The following is a 22,154-nucleotide window of genomic DNA, read 5'->3' as shown; positions in this document are numbered from 1 at the left end:
GACATCGACCGCGACCGAAACGATCGCGGGCTACGAGGGGTTCTTCCGGGCCAGTTCCGACCCACAGATCGGACACCGCTCTTTCTCCTCGTCGAACTCGCGGCCACAGCCCTGACACTGGTAGGTCCAGTGGCGCTGCTCGTCGATTCCCTCCCGGGCGATCACGTCGACCGCGACGTTGAGCTTCTCCGCGACGTTTTGCATCGCGTAGTCGTCGGTCACCAAGGTGGCGTCGAGTTCGAAACTCGCAGCGACGAGCCGAACGTCGGTGTCCGAGAGGACGCCGAGATCCCCGGATTCCCGGGCCGCGCGTTCGACCTTTTCGGTGGTGTCGTCGTTCGGGATGTGGATATGCATGCCCGATCCCTCCATCGCGTCGTAGCGATAGGCGCTCTCGTCTTCGAGTTCCTCGCGGACGAGCGGGATCGTCGCAGTCTGTTCTGTCGTATGGAAATCGTGGATAAAAGCCGAGGAGTCGAGAACGTACATACCGTTAGCGCTGGACGACGATGTAGTCTTTCACCGCTTGGACACGGTTGACGGGAACGAGGAAGTGACCGCCCTCGTCGAGATCGAAGTCGACGGCGCGGGTCGACAGCTCCTCGTCGGGCTCGATGACGAGATCGTGAAGCGTGCCCGATTTGAGATCCATGGTGATGTTATAGAGCAATCCAAGCTCGGTGCCGTCGGAACCCATGACGGACTTCCCCGAGAGGTTTTCAGCGAGTATATCGCTCATGCATGCCCGTACTTACTAATCGGTATTAAACGATTGGGACCGCTCTCGAGGCGAGCGGACCGCCGGAGCGGCCGCCCTCGACTCGAGCCGACGACCGCCGAGACTCGGCGGTCGATCGCGGCGGTCCGGAACGCGGATGACGATGGGTTTAACTACGGCGCTACGGACGATTTAGGTAAGACCTTCTCGGGTGGTTCATCATGTCGGACACGGATACACGCGACCCCACATCCCTCAGAACGCCGATCGTCGCCGTCCTCGGACACGTCGATCACGGCAAGACAAGTCTCCTCGATAAGATCCGCGGCTCCGCGGTCATCGAGGGCGAAGCAGGCGCGATCACCCAGCACATCGGCGCGACTGCCGTGCCGCTGGACATCATCTCGACGATCGCGGGCGATCTCGTCGACCCGGACGATTTCGACCTCCCTGGCCTCCTCTTTATCGACACGCCGGGTCACCACTCCTTTACGACGCTGCGATCTCGCGGGGGCGCGTTGGCCGACATCGCCATCCTCGTCGTCGACGTCAACGACGGCTTCCAGCCCCAGACGCTCGAGGCCCTGGACATCCTCAAGCGCTCGGAAACGCCGTTTATCGTCGCCGCGAACAAGATCGACACCGTCCCGGGCTGGAAGGAACACGAGGACACGCCGATCAACGACACCTACGAATCCCAAACGGATCGCGTGCGCGAACGACTCGACGAGAGTCTCTACGAGATCATCGGCAACCTCTCGGACGAGGGGTTCTCCGCGGACCTCTACTGGCGGGTCCAGAACTTCCAGCGCAACGTGGGGGTCGTCCCCGTCTCGGCGATGACCGGCGAGGGCGTCCCCGACCTCCTGACCGTCATGATGGGACTGTCCCAGCGCTACATGAAAGAGGAGATGGAGATCGACGTCGCCGGCCCCGGCGTCGGCACCGTCCTCGAGGTCAAAGAGGAGAAAGGGTTCGGGACGACCATCGACACGGTGCTGTACGACGGGACGATCCGGGCCGACGACACGCTCGTCGTCGGCGGGCAAAACGAGCCGATCGTTACCGAGGTCCGGGCCCTGCTCCAGCCGCGGCCACTGGCCGAGATTCGTACCGAGAGCCGCTTCGAAACGGTCGATGAGGTGTCGGCCGCGTCCGGGATCAAGGTCGCCGCGCCCGACCTCACGGACGCGATGGCCGGCGCGCCGGTCCGGGTCGTCCGCGACCGCGACCTCGACGAGGTCATCGCGGAGGTTCAGGCCGAACTGGCCGACATCGCCGTCGACACGGCCGAGGAAGGCGTCGTCGTCAAGGCAGACACCCTGGGCAGCCTCGAGGCGATGGCCGACGCCTTAGGCGAGGCCGAGGTCCCGATCGTCCGCGCGGAGGTCGGCGACGTCGCGCCGCGTGACGTCTCGGTCGCCTCGACGGCCGAGGACCCGAAACAGCAGGTGATCCTCGGGTTCAACGTCGACGCCCTGGACGACGCCGAGCAGCGCGCCGAGATCGAGGACGTCTCGATCTTCACCGACGAGGTCATCTACCAGCTCGTCGAGGGCTACGAGGAGTACGTCGAGAACATCGAGCAGGCCCAGCAGGACACCATCCTCGAGAACATCACCCGGCCCGCCCGATTCCGGATCCTGCCGGATCACACCTTCCGCCAGAACGATCCGGCGGTCGTCGGCGTCGAGGTGAACTCGGGGACGATCCAGACCAACGCCAACGTCGTCAAGTTCGAGGGCAACGAACCCGAGCGCGTCGGGCAGGTCAAGGGCATTCAGGAACAGGGCGAGGACGTCGACGAGGCCCGCGCGGGCAACCGCGTCTCGGTCGCCATCGACGGCCCCACCGTCGGCCGCGGGATCGAGGAGGACGACGAACTCTGGGCCGAGATCCCCGAGAAACACGCGAAGATCTTAGAGCAGGAACTCGCCAGCGAGATCCCCGGCGACGAACTCGAGGCGCTGAACATGTACCTCGACAAGCAGCGCAACCGCGATCCGTTCTGGGGCAAATAATTCAGCACGCTTCGATAGAACTAATACTTATTTTGCCACATTCGTTCCAGGCAAACACAGGTATATGGATTAATCAATGCAGTGTATGGCTGACTCTTCCTATTGGATGGTGTATGAAATATATACAATTGTAGAAGATTTTATTAATTGTCATATAGTATGCTATAATAATGGAGGGAGCCAATGAAAAAATAGCGTACTTGTCCAGGTCTGCGAACCGGCCTCAACTGTTACGAACGATCGCAGATCACCCAAGTACTCCGTCGGATCTCGTCGAACGGTGTTCTATCTCGCGAGCAACTGTTCAAAGAATTATTACGGATTTCGAGAATTATGGGTGGGTGATAAAGAACAACGGCAAATACGACCTCACTGCTGCAGGATCACACATACTTGAAGTATATATGGAAGCAATAACAAAGACAGAACAGATTATCGAAGCAAAGCCTGTCCTTCGTCAATTCTCTCCGGGGAATGAACCGCCCGTGCGACCGCTTTCGAAAAGCAATATCGTGGTCGCGTCCGACGACCAACCCCACGCCCCGGTGTTCCACTATCGAGAACAGTTAACTCGTCGCACAATTGAGCCACAGTATATTGTTGACCCGATCGCAAATCCGACCTTCGATGAGGTTCATCATGACCTGTACAAAGAAAGTCAATCTGTAGCTGTGATACTTAATTCGAGCTTTAAGACTTCTATCGAGAATAGTGGGTGGTTGGTGGATGTATCCCCGGAAGAAATGCATGTACACCCTGGAAACCTTTCGATAGGGCTAGTTATTTCGGAAGATGATGTGCTAGCAATATTTTACGACGAAGATTGGTCAGTGAAGGTGTGTGTCGACAGTACAAATAAGAAGATCGTACGGTGGTTTACATTATACGTGATGGAAAAGAAGGCCGACTCGAAACCCCTGTCCAAATAATCTGAGAATCGAGTTGGGTGCAATTTCACTACTGTATGATGTACAGTGCCATGGATCACCTCGCGTTCCCTCTTAATATGGACTTCAAATGATCTCGTACACAGTAGCCGAATTCGGTCGAACCCAGGGATTCAACTATTAAAACCTATTTTCACCCTCTGAAACATGTGTCATGTCCTTAACCAGCACTCATCAATTAATTATAATCTGTATTGTATTATACTTTGATCTGGGTTGTTACCCATGGCAGACCAGAACAGCGATACTACGTACAACCGTCGAAAGGTACTTCGAATGGGGACCGCAACCGCAGCGCTAACGACGATCGGTATCGGCTCCGTTAGTGCTGAGACTCCAGACGGTTTCGACAAGCTGACTGATTCGGAAGCAACGGAAGTGTACGAACGGCTCCAAGACACGCCCGAGTTCCGGAAACTCGAGGAGGTGGTTCGTGAAGAGGGTAATACCCTCGCCGGCCACAATATCACTGCGGGTAGGGTCGATGGGAAGGACCAACTTGAACTCGTCTCGGTCCCGATAGCGGGTTCGAGCGCCGACGAGGCCTATCTCACGATCGGACGATCGCTTGATTCAGCGGAAGTGACGATTGCGTCGCTCGAGTACGTCGAGAGATCGATCGAACAACCGTCCGCCGATATACAGTCTATTGACGACGTAGAGGGAACAGTTACCGCACGCGTCGTCGACGCGCTCGATGGAAGAGACGGTACACGACGTATCGCTTGACTCCGCCGGTCCGGCCGCCGAATCGGGCGAAATCTCGGTGGCGTTTGATGTCGGGTGTGCAGGATGTACAACTGCGGTGAAGCAAATCTGTCGGATCGGATGCGGAGCATCAACTGCTTTCATTTGTGGCGTTCTTACTGGACTCGGTTACATCGCGGGCGGTGGGTGCTTCGCATTCACGCAGGCCGCTTGTGCTGCGATCAGCCATGTTGGCTGTGATTCCCCTGCCGAAGATATCTGCTCTCATTCGGAACTCGACCTCTGCTGACGGTTCAGAATCGAGTACGGCCGAATGATCGAAATGTATTTGTTAATTCATTTCCAAGTATAATACAGATAGGACACAATGTTTCAAGAGCGCCTCTCGTTATTGACGACAAATAAACTTCTCATCGGAAACGCGCTTCTGCTTGCGTTTTCCGGAACCGTACTGTACGGACTCGTCGAGATCGGTGTTTCGTCTTGGTACGCGGTGGCAGGGGTTTTCGTCATTTTGTCGGGCCTCTGCCACGGAGTCGGTATCGTACTTTTCGATCACCGACCGCGCTCGCTCGCGGGTGGTGGTTTCGGCTTCCTTCTGGCTGCAGGATTCGTGGTTCTCTTCGCACCGATTACCACGGATGATGCGCTGCTCGTCGTCGGTGCCGGCGTTTGGATCGTCGTCGCAATTCCGCTCTTCGGCGAAGCAGCGGGTCTGAACACGCCGGATGAGCATGGGGAATAATCACGTCCGTCTCGTCCTATCGACGACACTCCGTCGGAGTATCCGTCGGCTAACAGCCGATCGCCGACGGTTGTTGTTACTGGTCGCGAGTTTCCTCGTTACGACGCCGGTCTGGTATCGCGGTACTCGCCTCGTGTATCGGTACGGCCGAAGATGGGTGACGGGTGAGCCACCGATCCCGCTTCCCGACCTTCTCGGGAACCAACTGTCCTTCTTAGCAATTCTCATCGTCGGACTCACCGTGCTTCGAACGGCCCTAGAGATCGGCTATCCGGACGAACCAGCGTTCGTCCTGCTTGCCACGCCCGCACCGGACGTCGCCACCGGATTGGTACTCGCCGAGTGCGTTCGCGTCGTGTTCGTCCTCGGTGTACCGATAACTGCCGTCTGGACCGTCTTTGCGTTCGGGATGGGCGCGCCACTGCTCGTCGTCACCGGCGGGATATCCGTTGCATTGTTTCTCCTCGCGTGTGTCCTCGGCGGGTACCTACTCGGGCTCGGTGTGACGCCGGTCGTCCGACGGATCGGACATCGAGTGCTATACGGTCTTCTTGCCGTCGTTCTCGCAGTCGTCATTGCCGGTCTCGAGCGGACTCCGTCGCCCCTCGCATCATTTCCAGAAGCCGTCCGTTCCCTCGAGGCAATCCAGACGCCCCTGTCCGTGTATACGAACCTCGCGCTTCTCGGTTCGCCCGCCGTTTCGACGGCCAGTCCGGTGGGGTCCATCCTTTCGATCGCTACGGCGGTCGCGCTTCCGCTCTGTCTCCTCGGCGCGGTCCGAACGGTCGCGCCTGCAGTCTGGTGGCGATCCTCCCAGCGATCCGCCGGCGCCAAACCGACGCGAGCGGCCGCAACGGGACACGTCCCGTTCAAGAGTCACCCGTCAGTTCGCGTTGCTCGGATACAGATACTTCGCGGTGTTCGAAACCCCGCTGGTCTCGCACACGTGTTCGTCGCTGCGTTCGTGTTGCTCCCGACAGGAGTCTCGCTCCTTGGAGAACCGCTTCCGGTCGCGCTGCTCGTTGGCCCGCCTATCGTTTCGGTGGCAACCGTCTGGGTCGCTGGCGCGCTCTTTTGTCTGAACCCGATCGGCGACAGCGGACCGATGTACTCACAGCTCGTCCTCGCGACCGTTCCCGATCGGTGCTTCGTCGACGGTCGGATGCTCGCGGGGCTTGTCATTACGCTTCCACCGGCAACGATACTGCTTGCAGTGGCTGGCATCGTAGGCCCGATTACGATCCCACAGACAGCGATACTGACCGGGGTCACTGTGCTGTCTGCAATCTGTGCGACAGCAGTTGGAAGCGGTCTCGGTTGTCTGGTACCGGCAACCCATCGATCGACCCGGGCCGACGGCCGGACCGTCGTCACTCCGCACCTCACCGTACTCGGGCTCTACTCGTTTCTCGTCGGAGCCGGTGGTTTGGTCGGCTTGCTCCTCGTATTTCTTCCGGAAGCGTTCACGATCGTCGTACCGTCCGTACCTGCCGACACAATTCAAACGTGGGGTGGGCTTGCCCTGTTGACGAGTTGTACTGCGATCAGCATCCTCTCGTATCGCTACGCGACGGTCCGGTTCGTACGGTACGAGTTGTACTGACCTGTTCCGATCAATTGTCCTTGATTCGTGACAGGCTCTACCGCTCGCTCATGTCGAACTCGATTCCCCACTTCCCGTCCACGAGTTGCTGCGAGAAAAACAGGGGCGTACCGTAACCAGCCATGAGCAGTCCATGGAACGCCCCGATAATTTCGCGTGGTCGCAGGCGAACGTTATGGTCATCACCGCGGTGAATACGAGTCCGCCGGATCGGAGGCTGCTACGCTTTCAGGTCCCGGCGACAGTGAGTTCGTCGTCGCTCCAAATCGCGACGAAGTTGCGGGCGGAGACAGGGACATGGAATTCGATTCCGGCGGGGCCGCGAGCGGATACCATGGCCCGATGACGACCCGTGACTCGTGTCAGTTCGTCATATCGACGACCCGCGAACCGCGACGCGCGGCCCGTTCGCGGGCGCGCTCGAGCGCCTCGACGACCGCGTCGGCGTCGTCGATCGCCGAGCGGTCACAGCGGAGATCGAAGACGCTACTGTCGAGGCCAAAGCGCCGCCGTTCGACGACGAGTTCGTCGTCGGTCAGCCGGACGCCGTCGACCGTCGCCCAGGGAATGAACCCTTTCCAGAACGACCGGTCGACGACGAGGCCGGCCTCGTGGACGCGGATCTCCGGCGGGTTCCAGCGGCCGGTCTCCTCGAGGTCGTACCAGTCGTACCGTCTCGAGAGTATCATGACAACCCCGTAAACGACCCAGAACGGCCCGAGGTACCACTCGCCCTGCCAGATGCTGACCAGTCCGGCGAGGATCATGAACGCCATGATTACGGTGTAGGCCGGCTCGCCGGTCCACCCGCCGCTTCGCTGCCACGTCCACGTCGCGGCGGGTTCGTCGGTCGTGAGCGCGTCGACGTACCGGTTTTTCGCCATCCGCTCGAGGCCAAAGCCCGAGACGCCGGCCAGAACGGCCGCGGCGACGGTCAGGACGATGAACCGACCGGTGTCGGCGATCGGCATGGTCCCGGCGGTAAAGAGAAGCGCCGTAAACGCCGCCGCCGGGGCGTAACAGCCGAGTCGTCGCCAGCGGCTCCGGCCGATACGCTCGGGCAGTCCCCGCGCCCGGCTGGCGTAGATGTGGCCGACGATGGCGACGGCAGTCACTGTACTCGGCAGGATGCCAAGCAGCGCCGCCGTCCCCACGTCGGCGAACACCCCCGCGATCGCGACGATCCCGGTGACGACGATCCCGAGATAGAAGCCGAACCCGGCCTGGAAGCCAATGTCGGGGTCGCTCACTTCGAGGGGACGGTGCCGGTCGTATGATGCCACGGTGTTCGCGATTTCGATTCCCGGGCATAAAATAAAACCGGTACCCTTAGTCCGATGACACGCCCGCCGGTCTCGACTCACCCGCCGCTGTATGCTCTCGTCGACGGCGTACCGGCGACTCGAGACCGCCCGGCGAGTTCCAGTATGAGAGTTACCACACTGCAGATCGTGGCTAGCGTATGCTCGTACAGCTCCACCAGTACAAACACGAGGAGGTCCAGTTCGACGACAACCGAACGACCGGTGAGTCCCAGACCGAGGACGCGGTGAATCCCGATGCGGACGACTACTTCGGGGCCGAGATGGACGAGTTCGACGTCGAGACGTGGGACACCGTCGAGTACGAGGGCGACCCCATCCAGCGCCGGTCGGTCACGATCGACGGCGTCACCGCCGTGTCGGTGCTACAGGACGCCGACGAAGGGGATCCGGGACTCCCCGGACGGACGATCCAGATACGAATGGAGGGCGGGAACGAATCCCTCGAGGGGGCCGAGATCGTCGACGTACAGGACGAAGCCCCCGGGTGAGAGTCGCCGGTGGACGACCGTGGCTGTCGTGGCCGTGATAGTGACTGTCTCCAACGGCAATGGGGAGTGACAACCCCTATCGGGGCGGTTCGCTCCCGAAATCGTTTTCAAGCGGTCGCGCGCACACTCGGTATGCCGACGGAATCGGACACTCATTATGACCCCTCGCTGGGGAACAAGTTCATCTTCGTCACCGGCGGCGTCATGTCGGGGCTCGGCAAGGGGATTACGGCCGCGAGTACCGGCCGACTCCTGAAAAACGCCGGGTTCGACGTCACCGCAGTGAAGATCGATCCGTACCTGAACGTCGACGCGGGGACGATGAACCCCTACCAGCACGGGGAAGTCTACGTACTGGAAGACGGGGGCGAGGTCGACCTCGATCTGGGGAACTACGAGCGGTTCCTCGACATCGACATGACCTCGGATCACAACATCACGACGGGGAAGACCTACCAGCACGTCATCGAGAAGGAACGCGCCGGCGATTACCTGGGCAAGACCGTCCAGATCATCCCGCATATCACCAACGACATCAAACGGCGGATCCGGGAGGCCGCCGAAGGCACCGACGTCTGTATCATCGAAGTCGGCGGCACCGTCGGGGACATCGAGGGGATGCCCTACCTCGAGGCCCTGCGCCAGTTCGCCCACGAGGAGCCGGAGGAGAACGTCCTCTTCACCCACGTGACCCTCGTCCCGTACTCGAAAAACGGCGAACAGAAGACAAAACCGACCCAGCACTCGGTCAAGGAGGTCCGCTCGATCGGCCTGCAGCCCGACGTGATCGTCGGCCGCTGTGAGGATCGACTCGATCCCGAGACCAAAGAGAAGATCGCGCTGTTCTGTGACATCCCGACCGAGGCAGTGTTCTCGAACCCCGACGTCGAGGACGTCTATCACGTCCCGCTGATGGTCGAGGACGAAGGGTTGGACCAGTACGTCCTCGAACACTTCGGGCTGGCCGAGGAGGCCCTGCCGGAAGGAGAACGTGCCAACGAGTGGCGCGAGATCGTCACGAGCGAGAAGGACGGTGCGGTCGACATCGCGCTGGTCGGCAAGTACGACCTCGAGGACGCGTACATGTCGATCCACGAGTCGCTGAAACACGCCGGCTTCGAGGTCGGCGTCGACGTGAACGTCCACTGGGTCGCGGCCGACGAACTGAGCGAGGGCCACGACGGCCAACTCGAGGGGATGGACGGCGTCATCGTCCCCGGCGGCTTCGGGATGCGCGGTTCCGAAGGGAAGATCCGCGCGGTCCAGTACGCCCGCGAGAACGACGTGCCGTTCCTGGGCCTGTGTCTGGGCTTCCAGATGGCCGTCGTCGAGTACGCACGGAACGTGCTGGGCTTCGAGGGGGCCCACTCCGCCGAGATGGAGGAAGACACGCCCCACCCCGTCATCGACATCCTGCCCGAGCAGTACGAGGTCGAGGACATGGGCGGGACGATGCGGCTGGGTGAACACACGACCGTCATCGAGCCCGAGACGCTGGCCTACGACCTGTACGGCGACACCTCCTGTTCGGAGCGCCATCGCCACCGCTACGAGGTCAACCCCGAGTACTTCGACGCCTTCGAGGACGAGCCGCTGACGTTCTCCGGAACCGCGGGCAACCGGATGGAGATCCTCGAACTCGAGGATCATCCGTTCTTCGTCGGGACGCAGTTCCACCCCGAGTACACGTCCCGACCCGGCCAGCCGAGCCCGCCGTTCCTGGGGCTGGTCGAGGCCGTTCTCGAGGGACCGGCCGATGACGACGACACCGACCCCGCAGACGACGACACCGACGCGGAAACAGAGGTAACCCACTGATGGTAGATACCGAGACGTTCGTTCCCGACGCAGTCGCAGAGATCGAAGACGAAATCGGCGATGCAAACGCCGTCATCGCCCTCTCGGGCGGCGTCGACTCCTCGACGGCCGCCGCGCTGGCGTACGAGGCGATCGGCACCCAGCTTACGGCCGTCTACGTCGACACCGGCCTGATGCGGAAAGGCGAAACCGACGAGATCCGCGAGACGTTCGACTACATGGACAGTCTCCGGATCGTGGAGGCCCAAGACCGCTTCCTCGAGGCGCTCGAGGGCGTCACCGACCCGGAGGAGAAACGCCACATCATCGGCGAGCAGTTCATCCGGGAGTTCGAGACAGTCGCGAAAGAGGTCGACGCGGACTACCTCGTGCAGGGGACGATCTACCCCGACCGCATCGAAAGCGAGGGGACGATCAAGTCCCACCACAACGTCGGCGGCCTCCCGGAGGTCGTCGACTTCGAGGGCATTGTCGAGCCCATGCGCGACCTCTACAAGGACGAGGTCCGCGAGGTCGCCCGCGCGCTCGACCTCGAGGAGGTCGTCTCCGAACGCATGCCGTTCCCCGGCCCCGGCCTCGCCGTGCGGATCATCGGCGAGATCACCGAGGAGAAGTTGGAGGTCGCCCGCGAGGCCAACCACGTCGTCGAGGAGGAACTCGAGGAGTACGAGCCCTGGCAGGCGCTGGCGGCCGTCATCGGCAAGGCCACCGGCGTCAAGGGTGACAACCGCGTCCACGGCTGGGTCGTCTCGGTGCGCTCGGTCGAGTCCCGCGACGGAATGACCGCCCGCGCCCAAGAGATCGACTGGGACACCCTCCAGCGCATTCAGTCCCGAATTACGGGGTCCCACGAGAACGTCGCCCGCGTCGTCTACGACGTGACTCACAAACCGCCCGCGACCATCGAGTACGAATGAGCGCCACGACCGCGGTCGTCGCCGGCGACGACGAGGACGGCATCGGCGCGGCCCTCGAGAACGCAGGCGTCGACGTGACCCGCGTCACGGGCGTCGTCTCCCGTCCCCAACTCGAGGAGGCCGGCGTCGTCGAGGCCGACCTCTACGTCCTGACCGACGTCGGGCAGGCGACGACGATCCCGATCGTCTGCGATCTGAACGAGGACGTCCGGACCGTCGTCTACGCCAACCGGACGGTCCCGGAGTTCGTCAAGGGCCAACTCGACATCGCGATCGACCCGCAGTTGATGGACGCCGACATCGTCGTCGAGGAACTCGTCGACTGAGGCAGCCGCCGGAACACCGGTCACGAGGAGCCGGGGCGATGGCAGCCGAATTCGTCGTCGTCCGAACGCCGGCGAAGCGTCCGTTCCGGCGACCGTCAGCGTTCGCTTTCATTACGTCCGAGACGCCCAGTATAAACCGTCTGACGGCGGATATCGAGCCGATAAAGCCGCGTTGAATTCGGTCAAACTCGGCGTAAGAGCGGTATACCATCACCGCCGTTCAAGTGGGATCGGGCGCTACCACGTCGTGGAGGTCGACGGGCAGACCCCAAGGCACCCACCACCTGTTCCCGCGACTTCCAGCAACCCCACCACAGCACCCTTCCCCCACCACTGCCAACCGATTCTCGCCGACGCGAGCCTCCCACCGGCTCGCGTCACACCCTGCGACCCTGGCATTCGGGGCACGGCGCGGCCGTGCCCCGGGGATGGATCCCCCTTCGTCGACGCGTCCACCGACCGTTCTCCGAACCCGCCTACCGATCCTCGAGCCGCCGGAGGACCGGAATCTCCGCGAGTCGTTCGTCCGCGAGCAGCTCCCAGTCGATGCCGGTCGGCTGGTCGCCGGTCTCGGGCCGAACGACGCGGTCGGGCGTGACCACGAGGTTCATCGCGACGTCGTGGCTCCCGATCTCGACCGGGCCGTCGATCAGCTGCCGTTCGTGGACCGTCGTCGCGACCGGCGTCGCGTCGTCGACGAGGCCGAGGTCCCGGAGGACGGCGTACTCGAGGTCGCTGTAGCCCTCGCCCTTGCCGATGCGGCCCCCGCTCTCGGTGACGGCGACGCTTCCCGAGACGATCAGATCGACCCGATCGACCTCGTCCGGGCCGATCTGTTCCCCGTGTTTCGACGAGCCCGAGACGGTCGTCGCCGCGTCGTAGTCCGCGAGGCCGTCCGGATCGAGCTTCAGGAAACACTCCTCGTCACGGAGACGGGGGACCGCCATGTAGACGGTCTTGCCCTCGCGTAACGCCCGCCGGCGGACGGGCAGTTGCGGCGCGTCGGGGTTGGCCTTGATCGCCGTCGCCCGCTCCCATTCGGGTTGCTCGGCCAGTCGGTCGGCGGCGGCGTCGGCCCCCGCGAAATTCGGGATCCGGCCGTGGGGCGGGAACGGGAACCGCGCTTCGCCGCTGTCCTCGAGATCGTCCCAGACCCGCTCGCGGACGGCCGCCTTGTCGAGCGGTTCGCTCACGTCAGGCACCTCCGTCGGCGGGTTCGGCCCCGTTCGCGTCGGTCGGCTCCTCGTCGGCATCGGACGACTCCTCGTCGGCGTCGGCCGCCTCGTACCCGGCGCGCTCGACGAGGGTGGACGCTTCCGCGAGGACGATCTCCTCGATGGCGAGCTGGACCGCGTCGACGTGCCCCGGCAGGCAGAAGACCGGCGTGCCGTCGGCCACGCCCGCGAGCGTCCGTGCGCCGACGACCGCCGTGCCGACCCGCTCGTAGCCGAGAACGGTGACGAGTTCGCTGAACGCGGCCAGTTCCTTCTTCAGGAGCGGTTCGACCGCCTCGATCGTGATATCGCCGGGCTCGACACCGGTCGCGCCGGCCGTGATCACGATATCGACGTCGTCGCGGTCGAGCAGCCGTGAGACGATCGACTGGACCGTATCGTGATCCGAGTTGACGTGTTCCCGTACCGCGACCTCGTGTCCGTCGGCCTCGAGGAGATCGGTGACCGTCTCCCCGGCCGCGTCCTCCTCGAGCCCGCGGTCCGAGGCGATCGTGATGACGCCGGTACAGAGCGTGTCCGCGGCTGCGTCCGCGTCCGTCTCGTCCATACGCCGCCTTCGAAAGCCGGCGGGTAAAAGCTACGCACGCGGGTTACGGCGTGGGGTCGGGCCCCGGCCCGCCGTTCGGATCCCGCTCCCGGTCCGGCATGGCGTCGGGATCGTACGGCGGGTCCGACCCCGAGTCGGTGTCGAGATCGGCGATGAGCGACTCGAGGGTGCGGACGTGGTCCTCGAACAGTTCCTCGCCGCGGTCGGTGAGTCGATACGTCGTCTGGGGGGTGTCGTCGACGAACTCCTTTTCGACGGCGACGCAGTCGGCCTCGGCCATGCGGTCGATGTGGCTGGCGAGGTTCCCGTTGGTCACCTCGAGGGTCGACGTGAGGGCGGTAAACCCCGTCGGACCGTTCGCGTAGAGGTGTGCGAAGATCCGAAGTCGCGTCGGTTGGTGGACTAGTTTGTTGAATTCCATGTCAGTATCGGAAGAGAGCAACGTAGGTCGCGACGTGATGCAGTGCGATGCCGATGCCGAACGCCGCGTACTCCCAGCCCTCGAAGGCGGGGATGTAAGGGATGGCCGCCGAGAGGACCATGATCCACGCGCCGCCGACGACGAACGCGTACCGGTCGGCGGGCCTGACGTCGTACGCGGCGAGCAACTGGCCCATGAGGACGTAGCCGACGCCGACGACCGCGCCCGCGGCGACGATCGCCAGCCGAACCGCGTTCGTCGGGCCCAGCGACTCGAAGACCGGGCGAAGTCCGACGACCAGGGCGATGACGCCGGCGAGGACCGCGACGAACCAGCGCCGCTGGCTCGGCAGCCCCGCGGCCGGCGGCTCGTAGCTCGACCGGAGGCGTCGCTTCGCGAGTTCACAGCAGCCGACGACGCCGGCGAACGCGACGGCGATCCACGGCCGAAACCCCTCGCGGAGCCAGAACTGGACGATAGTGAAGAGGAGCCCGGTACAAACACCCTCCACGATCCAGAACCGCCACCAGTAGGGGTGGTCCGACGCGAGCCCCATGGCTCCCTTGATCTCCGCGATTTCGGCCTCGAGCCGGTCGGGATCGACGTCGTCCGAGACGTTCCGGGCCATCGTTACTGTCCGTTCGTGGTCGGTACACCGTTCGTATAGTAATTAAACAGGGCGGTGTAGGTCGGCTCGACGATCGACAGATCGGCCCGATCGATCCCCGTCTCGGCCGCCAGGTCGGCGAGGACCCCTTCGGGATCGGCGGCGGCCCCGTATTCGCTCGGGACGACCGCCCGAACGTTCCCGGCCACCGCGAACGGCTCGCCGTCGGCGACGGCGGCCAGCGCGCTCGCGTTCGCCGCGCGGGTCTCGAGGACCGGCGGGACCGACGCCAGCAGCTCCTCGGGCGCGCCCGTCGCGACGATCCGGCCGCCGGCGAGGAAGGCGAGTCGATCGGCGACGTCGGCGTTCATCGGCCGATGGCTGGTGACGACGAGGGTCTTTCCGGCCGCTCGCTTCTCGCGGAACAGTTCGTGGACCGTCGGGACCGTCGCCAGATCCAGCGCGGCCGTCGGCTCGTCGAACAGGTACAGCGGCACGTCGATGCTGGCCGCGATCGCGAGTTCGAGCTTCCGGACCATCCCGCCGGAGTAGTCCGCGACGGACCTGTCGAGGTCGTCCGCGATGCCGAGCGCCGCGACGTGGTCGCGCCACTCGTCGGTGAACCGCGGGTGGAGCCGCCGATAGAACTCGACGTTCTCGCGGCCCGTGAGTTTCTCGAGCGCCAGCGCGTCCTGCAGGAGGAAGCTCGTGGTGTCCGCGCGGGCGGTCGCGGGCTCGCCGAAGACCTCGACGTCGCCCGCCGACGGCCGCTGGCTGCCGGCGAGACACGACAGCAGGACCGACTTGCCGACCCCGTTCGGCCCCATCAACACGAGCAGTTCCCCCGCCTCGACGGTGAGATCGACCGCCTCGAGGACGCCGTCGTCGCCGAAGGACTTGCTGACGCCGTCGGCGGTCGCGACCGGTTCGGTCACGTCCACCACCCCCGGTCGTAGAGGGTCCGGGTGACCAGCACCGAGCCGGCGACGACCGCGATCAGCGTGTAGCCGGTCAGCAACGCGAGGAACGCCGGTTCGGTCGGCAGTTGGGGCGGCGAGACGCCGAGTTCGGTCCAGTTCTCGGCGGGGACGAGGTGAGCTACGAGCAGCCGCGTCGCCAGCGTGTTCGGGAGGTAGTTCAACGCCGGGCCGTCGATCGGCGACTGTGCCGGAACGACCCCGTTGAGCCCGGTGAGGACGAACGCCATGACGGCCACGAGCGTCGTCGCCATCGACGCGACGCGTTTGTTCCCCGCGACGACCACGAACGGGACGGCGACGACCATCCAGAACAGACAGGTCGCCACCCCGGCGAGCAGGACGACCGGCACCGACGCGGGCCCGCGGAGCCCGAATGCCGCGCCGGTCGCGACCGCGACGACGATCGTGACGGCGAACGACCCCGCGGCGAGGACGAGCCCGGCCGCCATCCGGCCGGCCAGTTCGGCCGACGACGAGATCGGCATCGACCGGTAGGCCGCGTACCGCCGGTCCTCGAGGTCCGTCGCGAGCTGGCTCCCGAAGAGGAACAGAGAGACGAACATCGCCCCGAGGACGCCGGTGCCGATCGCGACGCTCGCGTCGGCCGCGGCCGACGTCTCGGTCCCTTGCGTCACCCGGAGCAGGTACGTGATCGCGGGGAACGCGATCACCCACGCCAACATGAGACCACTGTTCCGGACTTCCCGGAGACTCCGGTCGGTGAACGCGCGGGCCTGTGCGAACCAGACGCCGCGGCTCCCGGTCGACACGCCGTCCGCCGCTTCCGTCGTCGGTGTCTCGGTCGCCATCGGCTTCGCGTCGACCCGACGGACGGCCCACGGAAAGTAGTTTGCATTGCAAAGTCACTTTGCAGTACAAACAAAGGGGCGTCGCCGGAGTGCTGGTAGCCCAACTGTTATGCACGCCGTTTCCGTTGGCTGCTGTATATGCAGGCAGTCCAAATCACGGAACACGGCGACACCGACGTCATCGAGTACGGCGAGTTCCCCGACCCCGAGATCGATCGGGACGAGGTACTGGTCGACGTCAAGGCGGCCGCGCTCAACCATCTGGACATCTGGACGCGCCGCGGAATGCCGGGACTGGACCTCGAGATGCCCCACATTCCGGGCAGCGACGCGGCGGGCGTCGTCGAGGAGGTCGGCGAGGACGTGACCCGGTTCGAGGAAGGCGACCGCGTCGCGGTCTCGGCCGGCGTCGGCGACCTCCGGATGGACGACCCGACGCTCGACCCGAAGTTCCACATCATCGGCGAACACGTCCGGGGCGTCCACTCCGAGTACGCCGCCGTTCCCGAGGACAACCTCATCCCCGTCCCGGAGGGCGTCGACTGGGCGGTCGCCGGCTCGAGCAGTCTGGTCTTCCAGACCGCGTGGCGCATGCTCATCGAGCGGGCGGACCTCGAGGCCGGCGAGAGCGTCCTCGTGCTGGGGGCAAGCGGCGGGGTCGGCCACGCCGCCTTACAGATCGCCGACTACGCCGGCGCGGAGGTCTACGCCACCGGCAGCACCGAGGAGAAACTCGAGTACGCCGAGGAACACGGCGCGGATCACGTCTGTAACTACGAGGAGGAGAACTTCGCGGACTGGGTCCTCTCGGAGACGGACGGCCGCGGGGTCGACGTGGTCGTCGAACACGTCGGTGCGCCCACCTGGCGGGACTCGCTGAAGAGCCTGACCAAGGGCGGCCGGCTCGTAACCTGCGGCGGCACGGGCGGGGGCAACCCCGAGACGGACATCCCGCGGATCTTCTGGGAACAGCTCACGATCATCGGCTCGACGATGGCCACGCCCGAGCAGGTCGACGACGTGATGGAACTGGTCTGGGACGGCACCTTCGAACCCGCGATCCGCGAGGAGTTGCCGATGAGCGAGACGGCCCGCGCTCACGAGATCATCGAGAACCGGGAGGGCTTTGGCAAGGTCGTCGTTCGGCCGGACAGCGAACTCTAAACCCCGTCTCGATCACGGCCGACCCGGTTGGCCAACCGTGAGGGCTTTTACGATGCGGTCAAAGGGTCCGATAGTGAGTTCGAACGACGACGGCGGCTACGTCCACGATCCGGCGGCGTTCGACGCCGACGACGGGGAAACCGACGAGTCGGCCGACGACGACGATGGGTGGGACCCGTCCCACCCAGAGACGGCCGACCGGGAGTTCGACTGGCGCGGCTGGGTCCTCGTCGGCGTCCTCGTGTTCGCCTTCCTGATCGCCCCGACCGCGATCTATCTCTTCCCGCCCGGCGCGGAGGGATATCGGTTCGCATTACTAATCCTGCCGCTGGCTCCAGCTATTCTGCTCGCTGTGACTGCCGTCTGGGCGACGACGCGCCCCTGAAAAAGCGGTCCCTTAGGGCTCGCGAACGCCCTCGAGGGTCTCGAGGACGGCCGCCCCGTGGCTGACGTCCCGTTCCGGAGCGTCCTCGCGGTCGACGTACGAGGCCAACGCGGTATAGAGCCGGTCGGCCTGGGAACCGGTGAGTCGCGTCTCGCCGTCGGCTTCGACCGCGTCGATCGACTCAAGTACCCACTCCGGCGGTGTCTCGTCGCCGTCGAGAGCCTCGTCAAGCCGGTTCGACAGGACGTGATGGGCGACCCATTGCTCGTCTCGGGAGAGCGTGACTTCGTACGTCTCGGTTTGTGGTGAGGAACTCATTTCGTCAGACGGGACCGTGGTGTCGGTCCTCAGGCAACGCTACGAACAGCGTGATAATAAGACTTGTTACCGAGTGGCATGATTGCCGCGTTCCGCTAAACTACAACGGTCGCGTGCCACGCGGGGGTGACCGACGGACCCACGGCCGACAACGGGTCGGCCGTCGATCAAAAGCTACTAACAGAATCGCCCCGAGGAACGGGACGACCGAATGGATCTCACGAGGCTGACGGAATCGATCGCGACCGGCCGCGTCGGACACGCGATCTCCCGTCTCGTCCCGTCGACGGCCGTCTGGGAACGTGAGTGGGACGTCTGTTGTGTCCTCGACGGCTGCCGGTACGATCTCATGCGCGAAACCGCGGCCGCCGGCCACGAGTTGCTGCCGGGGCCCGAGGGGGTGGGCTCGCTGTGGTCGGTCGGCTCCCAGTCGGCAGAGTGGATGGATCGGACCTTCGCCCCCGAGCATCGCGAGCGGATGGCCCGGACCGCCTACGTGACCGGCAACCCTTTTTCCTCGCAACCCTGCGACCACATCCTCGTGACCTCCGACGAGGTCCTCCCGCTTTCGGCCGACGACTTCGGCGTCCTCCACGAGGCCTGGCGAGACGAGTGGGTCGACGACGATATCTCGACGATTCCGCCCGCGCCGCTGACCGACGCCGCGATCGCCGTCTGGCGCGCCCGCGATCGACTGGGGATCGATCGCGTTCTCGTCCACTACATGCAGCCCCATGCCCCCTTCCGGTCCCAGCCGGACTGGTTCTTCGGCTCGGCCGACATCGAACACTGGGGCCAGTTCGTCGAGGCCGACGACGATGACGAAGAGTTCGACCCCGAATCGCTGACCGCCGAGGAACGAGAGGCGCTCGAGGCCTTCGCCGAGGCCGACGACGACGATGACTCGATGAACGACCCCTGGCTGCGGGTCCGCGAGGGCGACCTCTCCCGCGAGGCGGTCTGGGCGGCCTACCGGGACAACCTCGAGTGGGTCTTAGACGACCTGACCCGACTCTACGAGAACTGCGACGGCCGGCTCGCACTGACCAGCGACCACGGCAACGGCCTCGGCGAGTTCGGCGTCTGGTCACACCCGCCGGGTACCCCCGTCCCCGCCGTGCGCCGGGTCCCCTGGGTCGTCCGCGAGGGCCGTGACCGGGAGACCTGTGACCCCGCCCTTCCGGCGGGGATCCGCGAGGGCGATTCGGCCGCCGGAGACGACGACGGCGAGATCGAATCGCGCCTCGAGGCGCTGGGGTACCGATAATGGACGGGACCCCGATCCGAGACGCGATCTATGCCCTCCGAAAGGCCCGGCTCGGCCTCGAGCGCCGCCGGCTCGATTACGGCCGGGAGACGCGCGAACGGGCCGACCGACTGGCCGACGTGCTGCCGGCCTCGGCCGACGAACTCCGCGAATACGAGCGCGAGTACGACGACCTCGAGTGGTTTCACGATGCCTACGCCGACCGCGTCACCGAGATCCACGACGCCGGCGTCGCCACCGACACGACCCACTGGCGCGACGGCGTGACGATCTACGTCGTCTGTCGCGCGCTCGAGGTCGAGACGGCCGTCGAGACCGGCGTGCTGTTCGGCTCGTTCGACGCACACATTTTGGCGGCGATGGAACAGAACGGCGGCGGTACCCTGCATTCGGTGGACCTGCCCGGCGGCCCGCCCGGTCCCTTCGAGTACGGCCACCTGATCCCGGATCGCTGTCGCGACCGATGGGAACTCCATCGGGGCGACGCACGGGAGGTGCTGCCCGACCTGCTCGAGTCGGTCGGCCCCGTCGATCTGTTCCTGCACGACTCGGACCACCGGCTCCCCCACATGCGCTTCGAGTACGAGACGGCGTTGGGGCATCTCGAGTCCGGCGGGGTCCTGGCCAGCCACGACGTGCGGCTCTCCGGGCTGTTCGACCGGTTTACCGAGGCAAACGGGTTGCGATCGTGTGTGATCTGCGATACGGGGATCGCTCGAGTACCGCCGTTGGAGAGTGCGTACTGACGACTCGAGGCGTACTGCTATCGTAGCAACAGGGGGCCGCCACACCCTTCCCAGCCGATTCGCTCGTTTCACTCGCGACAACCTCGCGCAGTGTCGTCGGTCGGCTTCGCTCGGCTCACGGATCCTTCAGTCACCGTTCGCACCATCGAGGCCTCACTACGGTCGGCCTCGCACCGCTCAGCCGACCGTCAGCGCGCGCCGCCGCGGATCGATTAGCCGATCGCGGGGAGACGTGATTTCCGTAGACTGAACGGCCTACTGTTCGCCTGCGCCGTCCGAACCGCGTTTACTCCGGTCGCGGGTCGGTGAATAGGTCCGCGGCGGGGGAGAGTCCCGACAACGCATCCGCAGCCAACACCGCCGCTCCGCCGGTCCACGTCGGCCGCTCGCCCGGCCAGAACTCCTCGTCTTCGAACTGGTAGCCCGTCCAGAAGACCCCCTCATCGTCGGTCCACTGGAAGAGCCAGTCGTAGATCTCGCGAGCGCGCTCCGTTCGGCCCACCGCGGCCAGCGAGACGACGAGTTCGCAGGACTCGGCGACGGTCACCCACGGCTCGTCCGCGACGCAACGACAGCCCAGTCCCGCCTCGAGGTACCGATCGAAGCCGGCCTCGAGCCGGTTCCGTGCCGGGTCCCCGGTCAGCACCCCACAGAGGACGGGGTAGAACCAGTCCATCGCATAGCGGGACTTGCTCTCCCACGTGCGGTCGAACCGGTCGGGGCGGGTTCGGATCGCCTCGCCGAGGTCGGTACGGGCTGCGAGCCAGCGCTCGCCGGCCTCGTCGTGGCCCAGCACGTCCGCGATCGCCGCGCCACAGGCCAGACTCTTGTAGAGGGAGGCACAGCCCGAAATCAGTGCGTCCTCGTAGGGCTCGCCGTCGGGGCCGACGGTCCAGTAGATCTCGCCGGTCGGTGCCTGCTGGCGGCACGCGAACGCGAGGGCGTCCCGGACGGTCGGCCAGAGTTCCTGGAGAAATGCCCGGTCTTCGGTACAGAGATAGTGGTGCCAGGCGCCGACGGCGACGTAGGCGCTGCGGTGGGTTTCCTTGCGCGGCTCGTCGCCGGCGTGGGCCCCGTCGTTGTCCTCGGCCTCGCCGTAAGTCGCCCACAGCGCCCCGTCGTCATGCTGGGCGTCGGCGATCCAACGGTACGCGCGACGGGCTGCATGCTCGCGGCCAGCGATCGACAGCGCCATCGCGCTCTCGACGTGGTCCCACGGATCGGCCGGCCCCTCGGGATACCAGAGGATGAGCCCGTCCGAGCGCTGGGCGCGCTCGATGTGTTCGAGTGCGGGCTCGAGCCCCCAGTCGGAAAGCGACTCGAGCGTGGCGTTGCTCACGCCGACCCCTCCAGTTCGAAGTAGTAGACGACGCTCTTGCCCAGCGCGGGGTCGAGCCCGCGCTCGAGCAGCCGCACGGGCCGGGGCGACTCGAGGACGTCCCACTCGAGGAACCGGTCGTAGGCCCGCAGGGGCAGCGGCGCGTCACCCTGTTGGTCGCGGTCCCACCAGAGACACTTCAGCCACCAGTAGGGGGCATGCAGGGCGTGGGCGAAGTGGCCGTCGACCCGCTCGAAGCCGCGGCGTTCGATCGCCGCCTGCAGTTCCTCGCGGTCGAAGATCCGAACGTGGCCGCCCTCGACCTCGTGATACTCGTCGGAAAGGGCCCAGCAGACCCGCTCGGGGCCGGCCCGCGGGACGCTGACCGCCAGCGTCCCGCCCGGCGCACAGACCCGCCGGAGTTCGTCGAGAGCCGCCTCGTAGTCGGGAATGTGTTCGAGGACCTCGGTACAGAGAACGACGTCGAACGCGCCGTCCTCGAAGGGCAGCCTGAGCGCGTCCCCCGAGAGGAACGTGACCGGCACGTCCGACTCGGGCGCGATGTACTCGTCGTGATCGTCGCGGGCCGCCTCGAGGTTCGCCTGCTCGAGGTCGAGCCCGACGACCTCGCCGACGTTCTCGAGGGCGGCGGCGTTGACGTGACGGCCCTCGCCACAGCCGACGTCGAGGACCCGCATACCGGGAGTCAGCGTCAGCCGATCGAAGTCGATCGTCTCCATC

At 64.8% G+C, this 22,154-nt stretch carries 25 protein-coding genes and 2 pseudogenes; 15 read left to right on the top strand and 12 right to left on the bottom strand.

All coding sequences use genetic code 11. The annotated features are described in order from the left end of the window. Window positions 1-30: 30 nt before the first annotated feature. Both ACSBP4_RS17710 and ACSBP4_RS17705 read right to left on the bottom strand, forming a co-directional pair. On the bottom strand, window positions 31-489 hold the full coding sequence (locus ACSBP4_RS17710) for an NOB1 family endonuclease (RefSeq protein WP_006182584.1): 459 nt from the start codon (window positions 487-489) through the stop codon (window positions 31-33). A 4-nt stretch (window positions 490-493) separates the two neighbouring features. Continuing rightward, entirely contained in the window at window positions 494-739 is a 246-nt protein-coding gene (locus ACSBP4_RS17705) for a PRC-barrel domain-containing protein (protein ID WP_006182585.1), read from the bottom strand. A 200-nt stretch (window positions 740-939) separates the two neighbouring features. Here ACSBP4_RS17705 and infB point away from each other — a divergent pair, with 200 nt between their 5' ends. The 7 genes and pseudogenes from infB (at window position 940) to ACSBP4_RS17670 (ending at window position 6,742) form a co-directional block, all read left to right on the top strand. Then, a complete protein-coding gene (infB, locus tag ACSBP4_RS17700; RefSeq protein ID WP_435553005.1) occupies window positions 940-2,739 on the top strand; it encodes a translation initiation factor IF-2 in 1,800 nt (599 codons plus the stop codon). A 170-nt stretch (window positions 2,740-2,909) separates the two neighbouring features. Further along, window positions 2,910-3,077 (top strand): annotated as a pseudogene (locus ACSBP4_RS17695) (MarR family transcriptional regulator); the annotation flags it as partial. A gap of 3 nt (window positions 3,078-3,080) precedes the next feature. Further along, complete coding sequence (locus ACSBP4_RS17690; protein ID WP_435553010.1) at window positions 3,081-3,668, top strand: hypothetical protein; 588 nt, start codon at window positions 3,081-3,083, stop codon at window positions 3,666-3,668. Between the two features lie 243 nt (window positions 3,669-3,911). Beyond that, a complete protein-coding gene (locus ACSBP4_RS17685; protein ID WP_435553004.1) occupies window positions 3,912-4,415 on the top strand; it encodes a hypothetical protein in 504 nt (167 codons plus the stop codon). After that, complete coding sequence (locus ACSBP4_RS17680) at window positions 4,384-4,683, top strand: halocin C8-like domain-containing protein (RefSeq protein ID WP_435553003.1); 300 nt, start codon at window positions 4,384-4,386, stop codon at window positions 4,681-4,683. Before ACSBP4_RS17685 ends, ACSBP4_RS17680 begins: the two co-directional genes overlap by 32 nt. A gap of 78 nt (window positions 4,684-4,761) precedes the next feature. After that, the gene (locus tag ACSBP4_RS17675) at window positions 4,762-5,139 is read left to right on the top strand and encodes a hypothetical protein (protein WP_049965038.1); all 378 of its coding nucleotides are present in this window, start codon (window positions 4,762-4,764) and stop codon (window positions 5,137-5,139) included. Window positions 5,140-5,296: 157 nt separating this feature from the next. Further along, the gene (locus ACSBP4_RS17670; protein WP_049965039.1) at window positions 5,297-6,742 is read left to right on the top strand and encodes a hypothetical protein; all 1,446 of its coding nucleotides are present in this window, start codon (window positions 5,297-5,299) and stop codon (window positions 6,740-6,742) included. 362 nt (window positions 6,743-7,104) lie between these two features. Here ACSBP4_RS17670 and ACSBP4_RS17665 read toward each other — a convergent pair whose 3' ends face one another. Further along, window positions 7,105-8,025: a PH domain-containing protein gene (locus tag ACSBP4_RS17665; protein WP_435553002.1), complete on the bottom strand. Its 921-nt coding sequence runs from the start codon at window positions 8,023-8,025 to the stop codon at window positions 7,105-7,107. Between the two features lie 179 nt (window positions 8,026-8,204). Here ACSBP4_RS17665 and ACSBP4_RS17660 point away from each other — a divergent pair, with 179 nt between their 5' ends. The 4 genes from ACSBP4_RS17660 to ACSBP4_RS17645 all read left to right on the top strand — a co-directional run bounded on the left by ACSBP4_RS17660 (window position 8,205) and on the right by ACSBP4_RS17645 (window position 11,616). Further along, window positions 8,205-8,555, top strand: coding sequence for a hypothetical protein (locus ACSBP4_RS17660; RefSeq protein WP_049965041.1), 351 nt, complete (start codon window positions 8,205-8,207; stop codon window positions 8,553-8,555). 132 nt (window positions 8,556-8,687) lie between these two features. Beyond that, window positions 8,688-10,373 carry a glutamine hydrolyzing CTP synthase gene (pyrG, locus tag ACSBP4_RS17655; RefSeq protein WP_006650040.1) on the top strand — a complete coding sequence of 562 codons (1,686 nt, stop codon included), beginning with the start codon at window positions 8,688-8,690 and terminating at the stop codon, window positions 10,371-10,373. Continuing rightward, window positions 10,373-11,290, top strand: a complete 918-nt coding sequence (guaA, locus tag ACSBP4_RS17650) for a glutamine-hydrolyzing GMP synthase (protein ID WP_006650039.1) — start codon at window positions 10,373-10,375, stop codon at window positions 11,288-11,290. Before pyrG ends, guaA begins: the two co-directional genes overlap by 1 nt. Further along, window positions 11,287-11,616, top strand: a complete 330-nt coding sequence (locus ACSBP4_RS17645; protein WP_049965043.1) for a DUF7126 family protein — start codon at window positions 11,287-11,289, stop codon at window positions 11,614-11,616. The genes guaA and ACSBP4_RS17645 overlap by 4 nt, the downstream gene beginning before the upstream one ends. Window positions 11,617-12,092: 476 nt before the next feature. Here the strand turns inward: ACSBP4_RS17645 and ACSBP4_RS17640 are convergent, their stop codons facing one another. The 6 genes and pseudogenes from ACSBP4_RS17640 to ACSBP4_RS17615 all read right to left on the bottom strand — a co-directional run bounded on the left by ACSBP4_RS17640 (window position 12,093) and on the right by ACSBP4_RS17615 (window position 16,215). Next, window positions 12,093-12,869, bottom strand: coding sequence for a 5-formyltetrahydrofolate cyclo-ligase (locus ACSBP4_RS17640; RefSeq protein WP_435553001.1), 777 nt, complete (start codon window positions 12,867-12,869; stop codon window positions 12,093-12,095). After that, the gene (locus ACSBP4_RS17635; protein ID WP_435553000.1) at window positions 12,811-13,398 is read right to left on the bottom strand and encodes a MogA/MoaB family molybdenum cofactor biosynthesis protein; all 588 of its coding nucleotides are present in this window, start codon (window positions 13,396-13,398) and stop codon (window positions 12,811-12,813) included. Before ACSBP4_RS17635 ends, ACSBP4_RS17640 begins: the two co-directional genes overlap by 59 nt. A gap of 130 nt (window positions 13,399-13,528) precedes the next feature. Beyond that, a pseudogene (locus ACSBP4_RS17630) lies at window positions 13,529-13,819 on the bottom strand (transcriptional regulator); the annotation flags it as partial. Window position 13,820: 1 nt separating this feature from the next. Beyond that, on the bottom strand, window positions 13,821-14,447 hold the full coding sequence (locus tag ACSBP4_RS17625) for a hypothetical protein (protein WP_435552999.1): 627 nt from the start codon (window positions 14,445-14,447) through the stop codon (window positions 13,821-13,823). Between the two features lie 2 nt (window positions 14,448-14,449). Next, the gene (locus ACSBP4_RS17620) at window positions 14,450-15,361 is read right to left on the bottom strand and encodes an ABC transporter ATP-binding protein (protein ID WP_435552998.1); all 912 of its coding nucleotides are present in this window, start codon (window positions 15,359-15,361) and stop codon (window positions 14,450-14,452) included. Next, window positions 15,358-16,215, bottom strand: a complete 858-nt coding sequence (locus ACSBP4_RS17615; protein ID WP_435552997.1) for an ABC transporter permease — start codon at window positions 16,213-16,215, stop codon at window positions 15,358-15,360. The genes ACSBP4_RS17620 and ACSBP4_RS17615 overlap by 4 nt, the downstream gene beginning before the upstream one ends. A 138-nt stretch (window positions 16,216-16,353) precedes the next feature. Here ACSBP4_RS17615 and ACSBP4_RS17610 point away from each other — a divergent pair, with 138 nt between their 5' ends. Both ACSBP4_RS17610 and ACSBP4_RS17605 read left to right on the top strand, forming a co-directional pair. Continuing rightward, on the top strand, window positions 16,354-17,379 hold the full coding sequence (locus ACSBP4_RS17610; RefSeq protein WP_435552996.1) for a zinc-binding dehydrogenase: 1,026 nt from the start codon (window positions 16,354-16,356) through the stop codon (window positions 17,377-17,379). Between the two features lie 73 nt (window positions 17,380-17,452). Continuing rightward, window positions 17,453-17,764 (top strand): hypothetical protein, encoded by a 312-nt coding sequence (locus ACSBP4_RS17605; RefSeq protein ID WP_006650030.1) that lies wholly within the window; start codon window positions 17,453-17,455, stop codon window positions 17,762-17,764. Between the two features lie 12 nt (window positions 17,765-17,776). Here ACSBP4_RS17605 and ACSBP4_RS17600 read toward each other — a convergent pair whose 3' ends face one another. Then, complete coding sequence (locus tag ACSBP4_RS17600) at window positions 17,777-18,082, bottom strand: hypothetical protein (protein ID WP_006650029.1); 306 nt, start codon at window positions 18,080-18,082, stop codon at window positions 17,777-17,779. A 211-nt stretch (window positions 18,083-18,293) separates the two neighbouring features. Between ACSBP4_RS17600 and ACSBP4_RS17595 the strand changes: the two genes are divergently transcribed. Together ACSBP4_RS17595 and ACSBP4_RS17590 are read left to right on the top strand one after the other, a co-directional pair. Continuing rightward, window positions 18,294-19,349, top strand: a complete 1,056-nt coding sequence (locus ACSBP4_RS17595; RefSeq protein ID WP_049965050.1) for a hypothetical protein — start codon at window positions 18,294-18,296, stop codon at window positions 19,347-19,349. Continuing rightward, window positions 19,349-20,095, top strand: coding sequence for a class I SAM-dependent methyltransferase (locus tag ACSBP4_RS17590; protein WP_435552995.1), 747 nt, complete (start codon window positions 19,349-19,351; stop codon window positions 20,093-20,095). Before ACSBP4_RS17595 ends, ACSBP4_RS17590 begins: the two co-directional genes overlap by 1 nt. Window positions 20,096-20,381: 286 nt before the next feature. Here the strand turns inward: ACSBP4_RS17590 and ACSBP4_RS17585 are convergent, their stop codons facing one another. Both ACSBP4_RS17585 and ACSBP4_RS17580 read right to left on the bottom strand, forming a co-directional pair. Beyond that, the gene (locus ACSBP4_RS17585; protein WP_435552994.1) at window positions 20,382-21,434 is read right to left on the bottom strand and encodes a prenyltransferase; all 1,053 of its coding nucleotides are present in this window, start codon (window positions 21,432-21,434) and stop codon (window positions 20,382-20,384) included. Further along, window positions 21,431-22,153 (bottom strand): class I SAM-dependent methyltransferase, encoded by a 723-nt coding sequence (locus tag ACSBP4_RS17580; RefSeq protein WP_435552993.1) that lies wholly within the window; start codon window positions 22,151-22,153, stop codon window positions 21,431-21,433. Before ACSBP4_RS17580 ends, ACSBP4_RS17585 begins: the two co-directional genes overlap by 4 nt. Window position 22,154 lies beyond the last annotated feature (1 nt).

The organism is Natrinema sp. CGMCC1.2065, from assembly GCF_051225675.1.
GTDB lineage: Archaea > Halobacteriota > Halobacteria > Halobacteriales > Natrialbaceae > Natrinema > Natrinema thermotolerans.
The sequence above is the reverse complement of the archived record's forward strand: the minus strand, read 5'-3'. Positions and strand labels throughout refer to the sequence as shown.

Coding starts and splice junctions, on each gene's coding strand:
- ACSBP4_RS17635 (WP_435553000.1), bottom strand. CDS start 13,398: ATGGACGAGACGGACGCGGACGCAGCCGCGGACACGCTCTGTACCGGC.
- ACSBP4_RS17680 (WP_435553003.1), top strand. CDS start 4,384: ATGGAAGAGACGGTACACGACGTATCGCTTGACTCCGCCGGTCCGGCC.
- ACSBP4_RS17685 (WP_435553004.1), top strand. CDS start 3,912: ATGGCAGACCAGAACAGCGATACTACGTACAACCGTCGAAAGGTACTT.
- ACSBP4_RS17600 (WP_006650029.1), bottom strand. CDS start 18,082: ATGAGTTCCTCACCACAAACCGAGACGTACGAAGTCACGCTCTCCCGA.
- ACSBP4_RS17710 (WP_006182584.1), bottom strand. CDS start 489: ATGTACGTTCTCGACTCCTCGGCTTTTATCCACGATTTCCATACGACA.
- ACSBP4_RS17610 (WP_435552996.1), top strand. CDS start 16,354: ATGCAGGCAGTCCAAATCACGGAACACGGCGACACCGACGTCATCGAG.
- infB (WP_435553005.1), top strand. CDS start 940: ATGTCGGACACGGATACACGCGACCCCACATCCCTCAGAACGCCGATC.
- ACSBP4_RS17580 (WP_435552993.1), bottom strand. CDS start 22,153: ATGGAGACGATCGACTTCGATCGGCTGACGCTGACTCCCGGTATGCGG.
- ACSBP4_RS17660 (WP_049965041.1), top strand. CDS start 8,205: ATGCTCGTACAGCTCCACCAGTACAAACACGAGGAGGTCCAGTTCGAC.
- ACSBP4_RS17615 (WP_435552997.1), bottom strand. CDS start 16,215: ATGGCGACCGAGACACCGACGACGGAAGCGGCGGACGGCGTGTCGACC.
- ACSBP4_RS17645 (WP_049965043.1), top strand. CDS start 11,287: ATGAGCGCCACGACCGCGGTCGTCGCCGGCGACGACGAGGACGGCATC.
- guaA (WP_006650039.1), top strand. CDS start 10,373: ATGGTAGATACCGAGACGTTCGTTCCCGACGCAGTCGCAGAGATCGAA.
- ACSBP4_RS17590 (WP_435552995.1), top strand. CDS start 19,349: ATGGACGGGACCCCGATCCGAGACGCGATCTATGCCCTCCGAAAGGCC.
- pyrG (WP_006650040.1), top strand. CDS start 8,688: ATGCCGACGGAATCGGACACTCATTATGACCCCTCGCTGGGGAACAAG.
- ACSBP4_RS17625 (WP_435552999.1), bottom strand. CDS start 14,447: ATGGCCCGGAACGTCTCGGACGACGTCGATCCCGACCGGCTCGAGGCC.
- ACSBP4_RS17640 (WP_435553001.1), bottom strand. CDS start 12,869: ATGCCGACGAGGAGCCGACCGACGCGAACGGGGCCGAACCCGCCGACG.
- ACSBP4_RS17595 (WP_049965050.1), top strand. CDS start 18,294: ATGGATCTCACGAGGCTGACGGAATCGATCGCGACCGGCCGCGTCGGA.
- ACSBP4_RS17705 (WP_006182585.1), bottom strand. CDS start 739: ATGAGCGATATACTCGCTGAAAACCTCTCGGGGAAGTCCGTCATGGGT.
- ACSBP4_RS17675 (WP_049965038.1), top strand. CDS start 4,762: ATGTTTCAAGAGCGCCTCTCGTTATTGACGACAAATAAACTTCTCATC.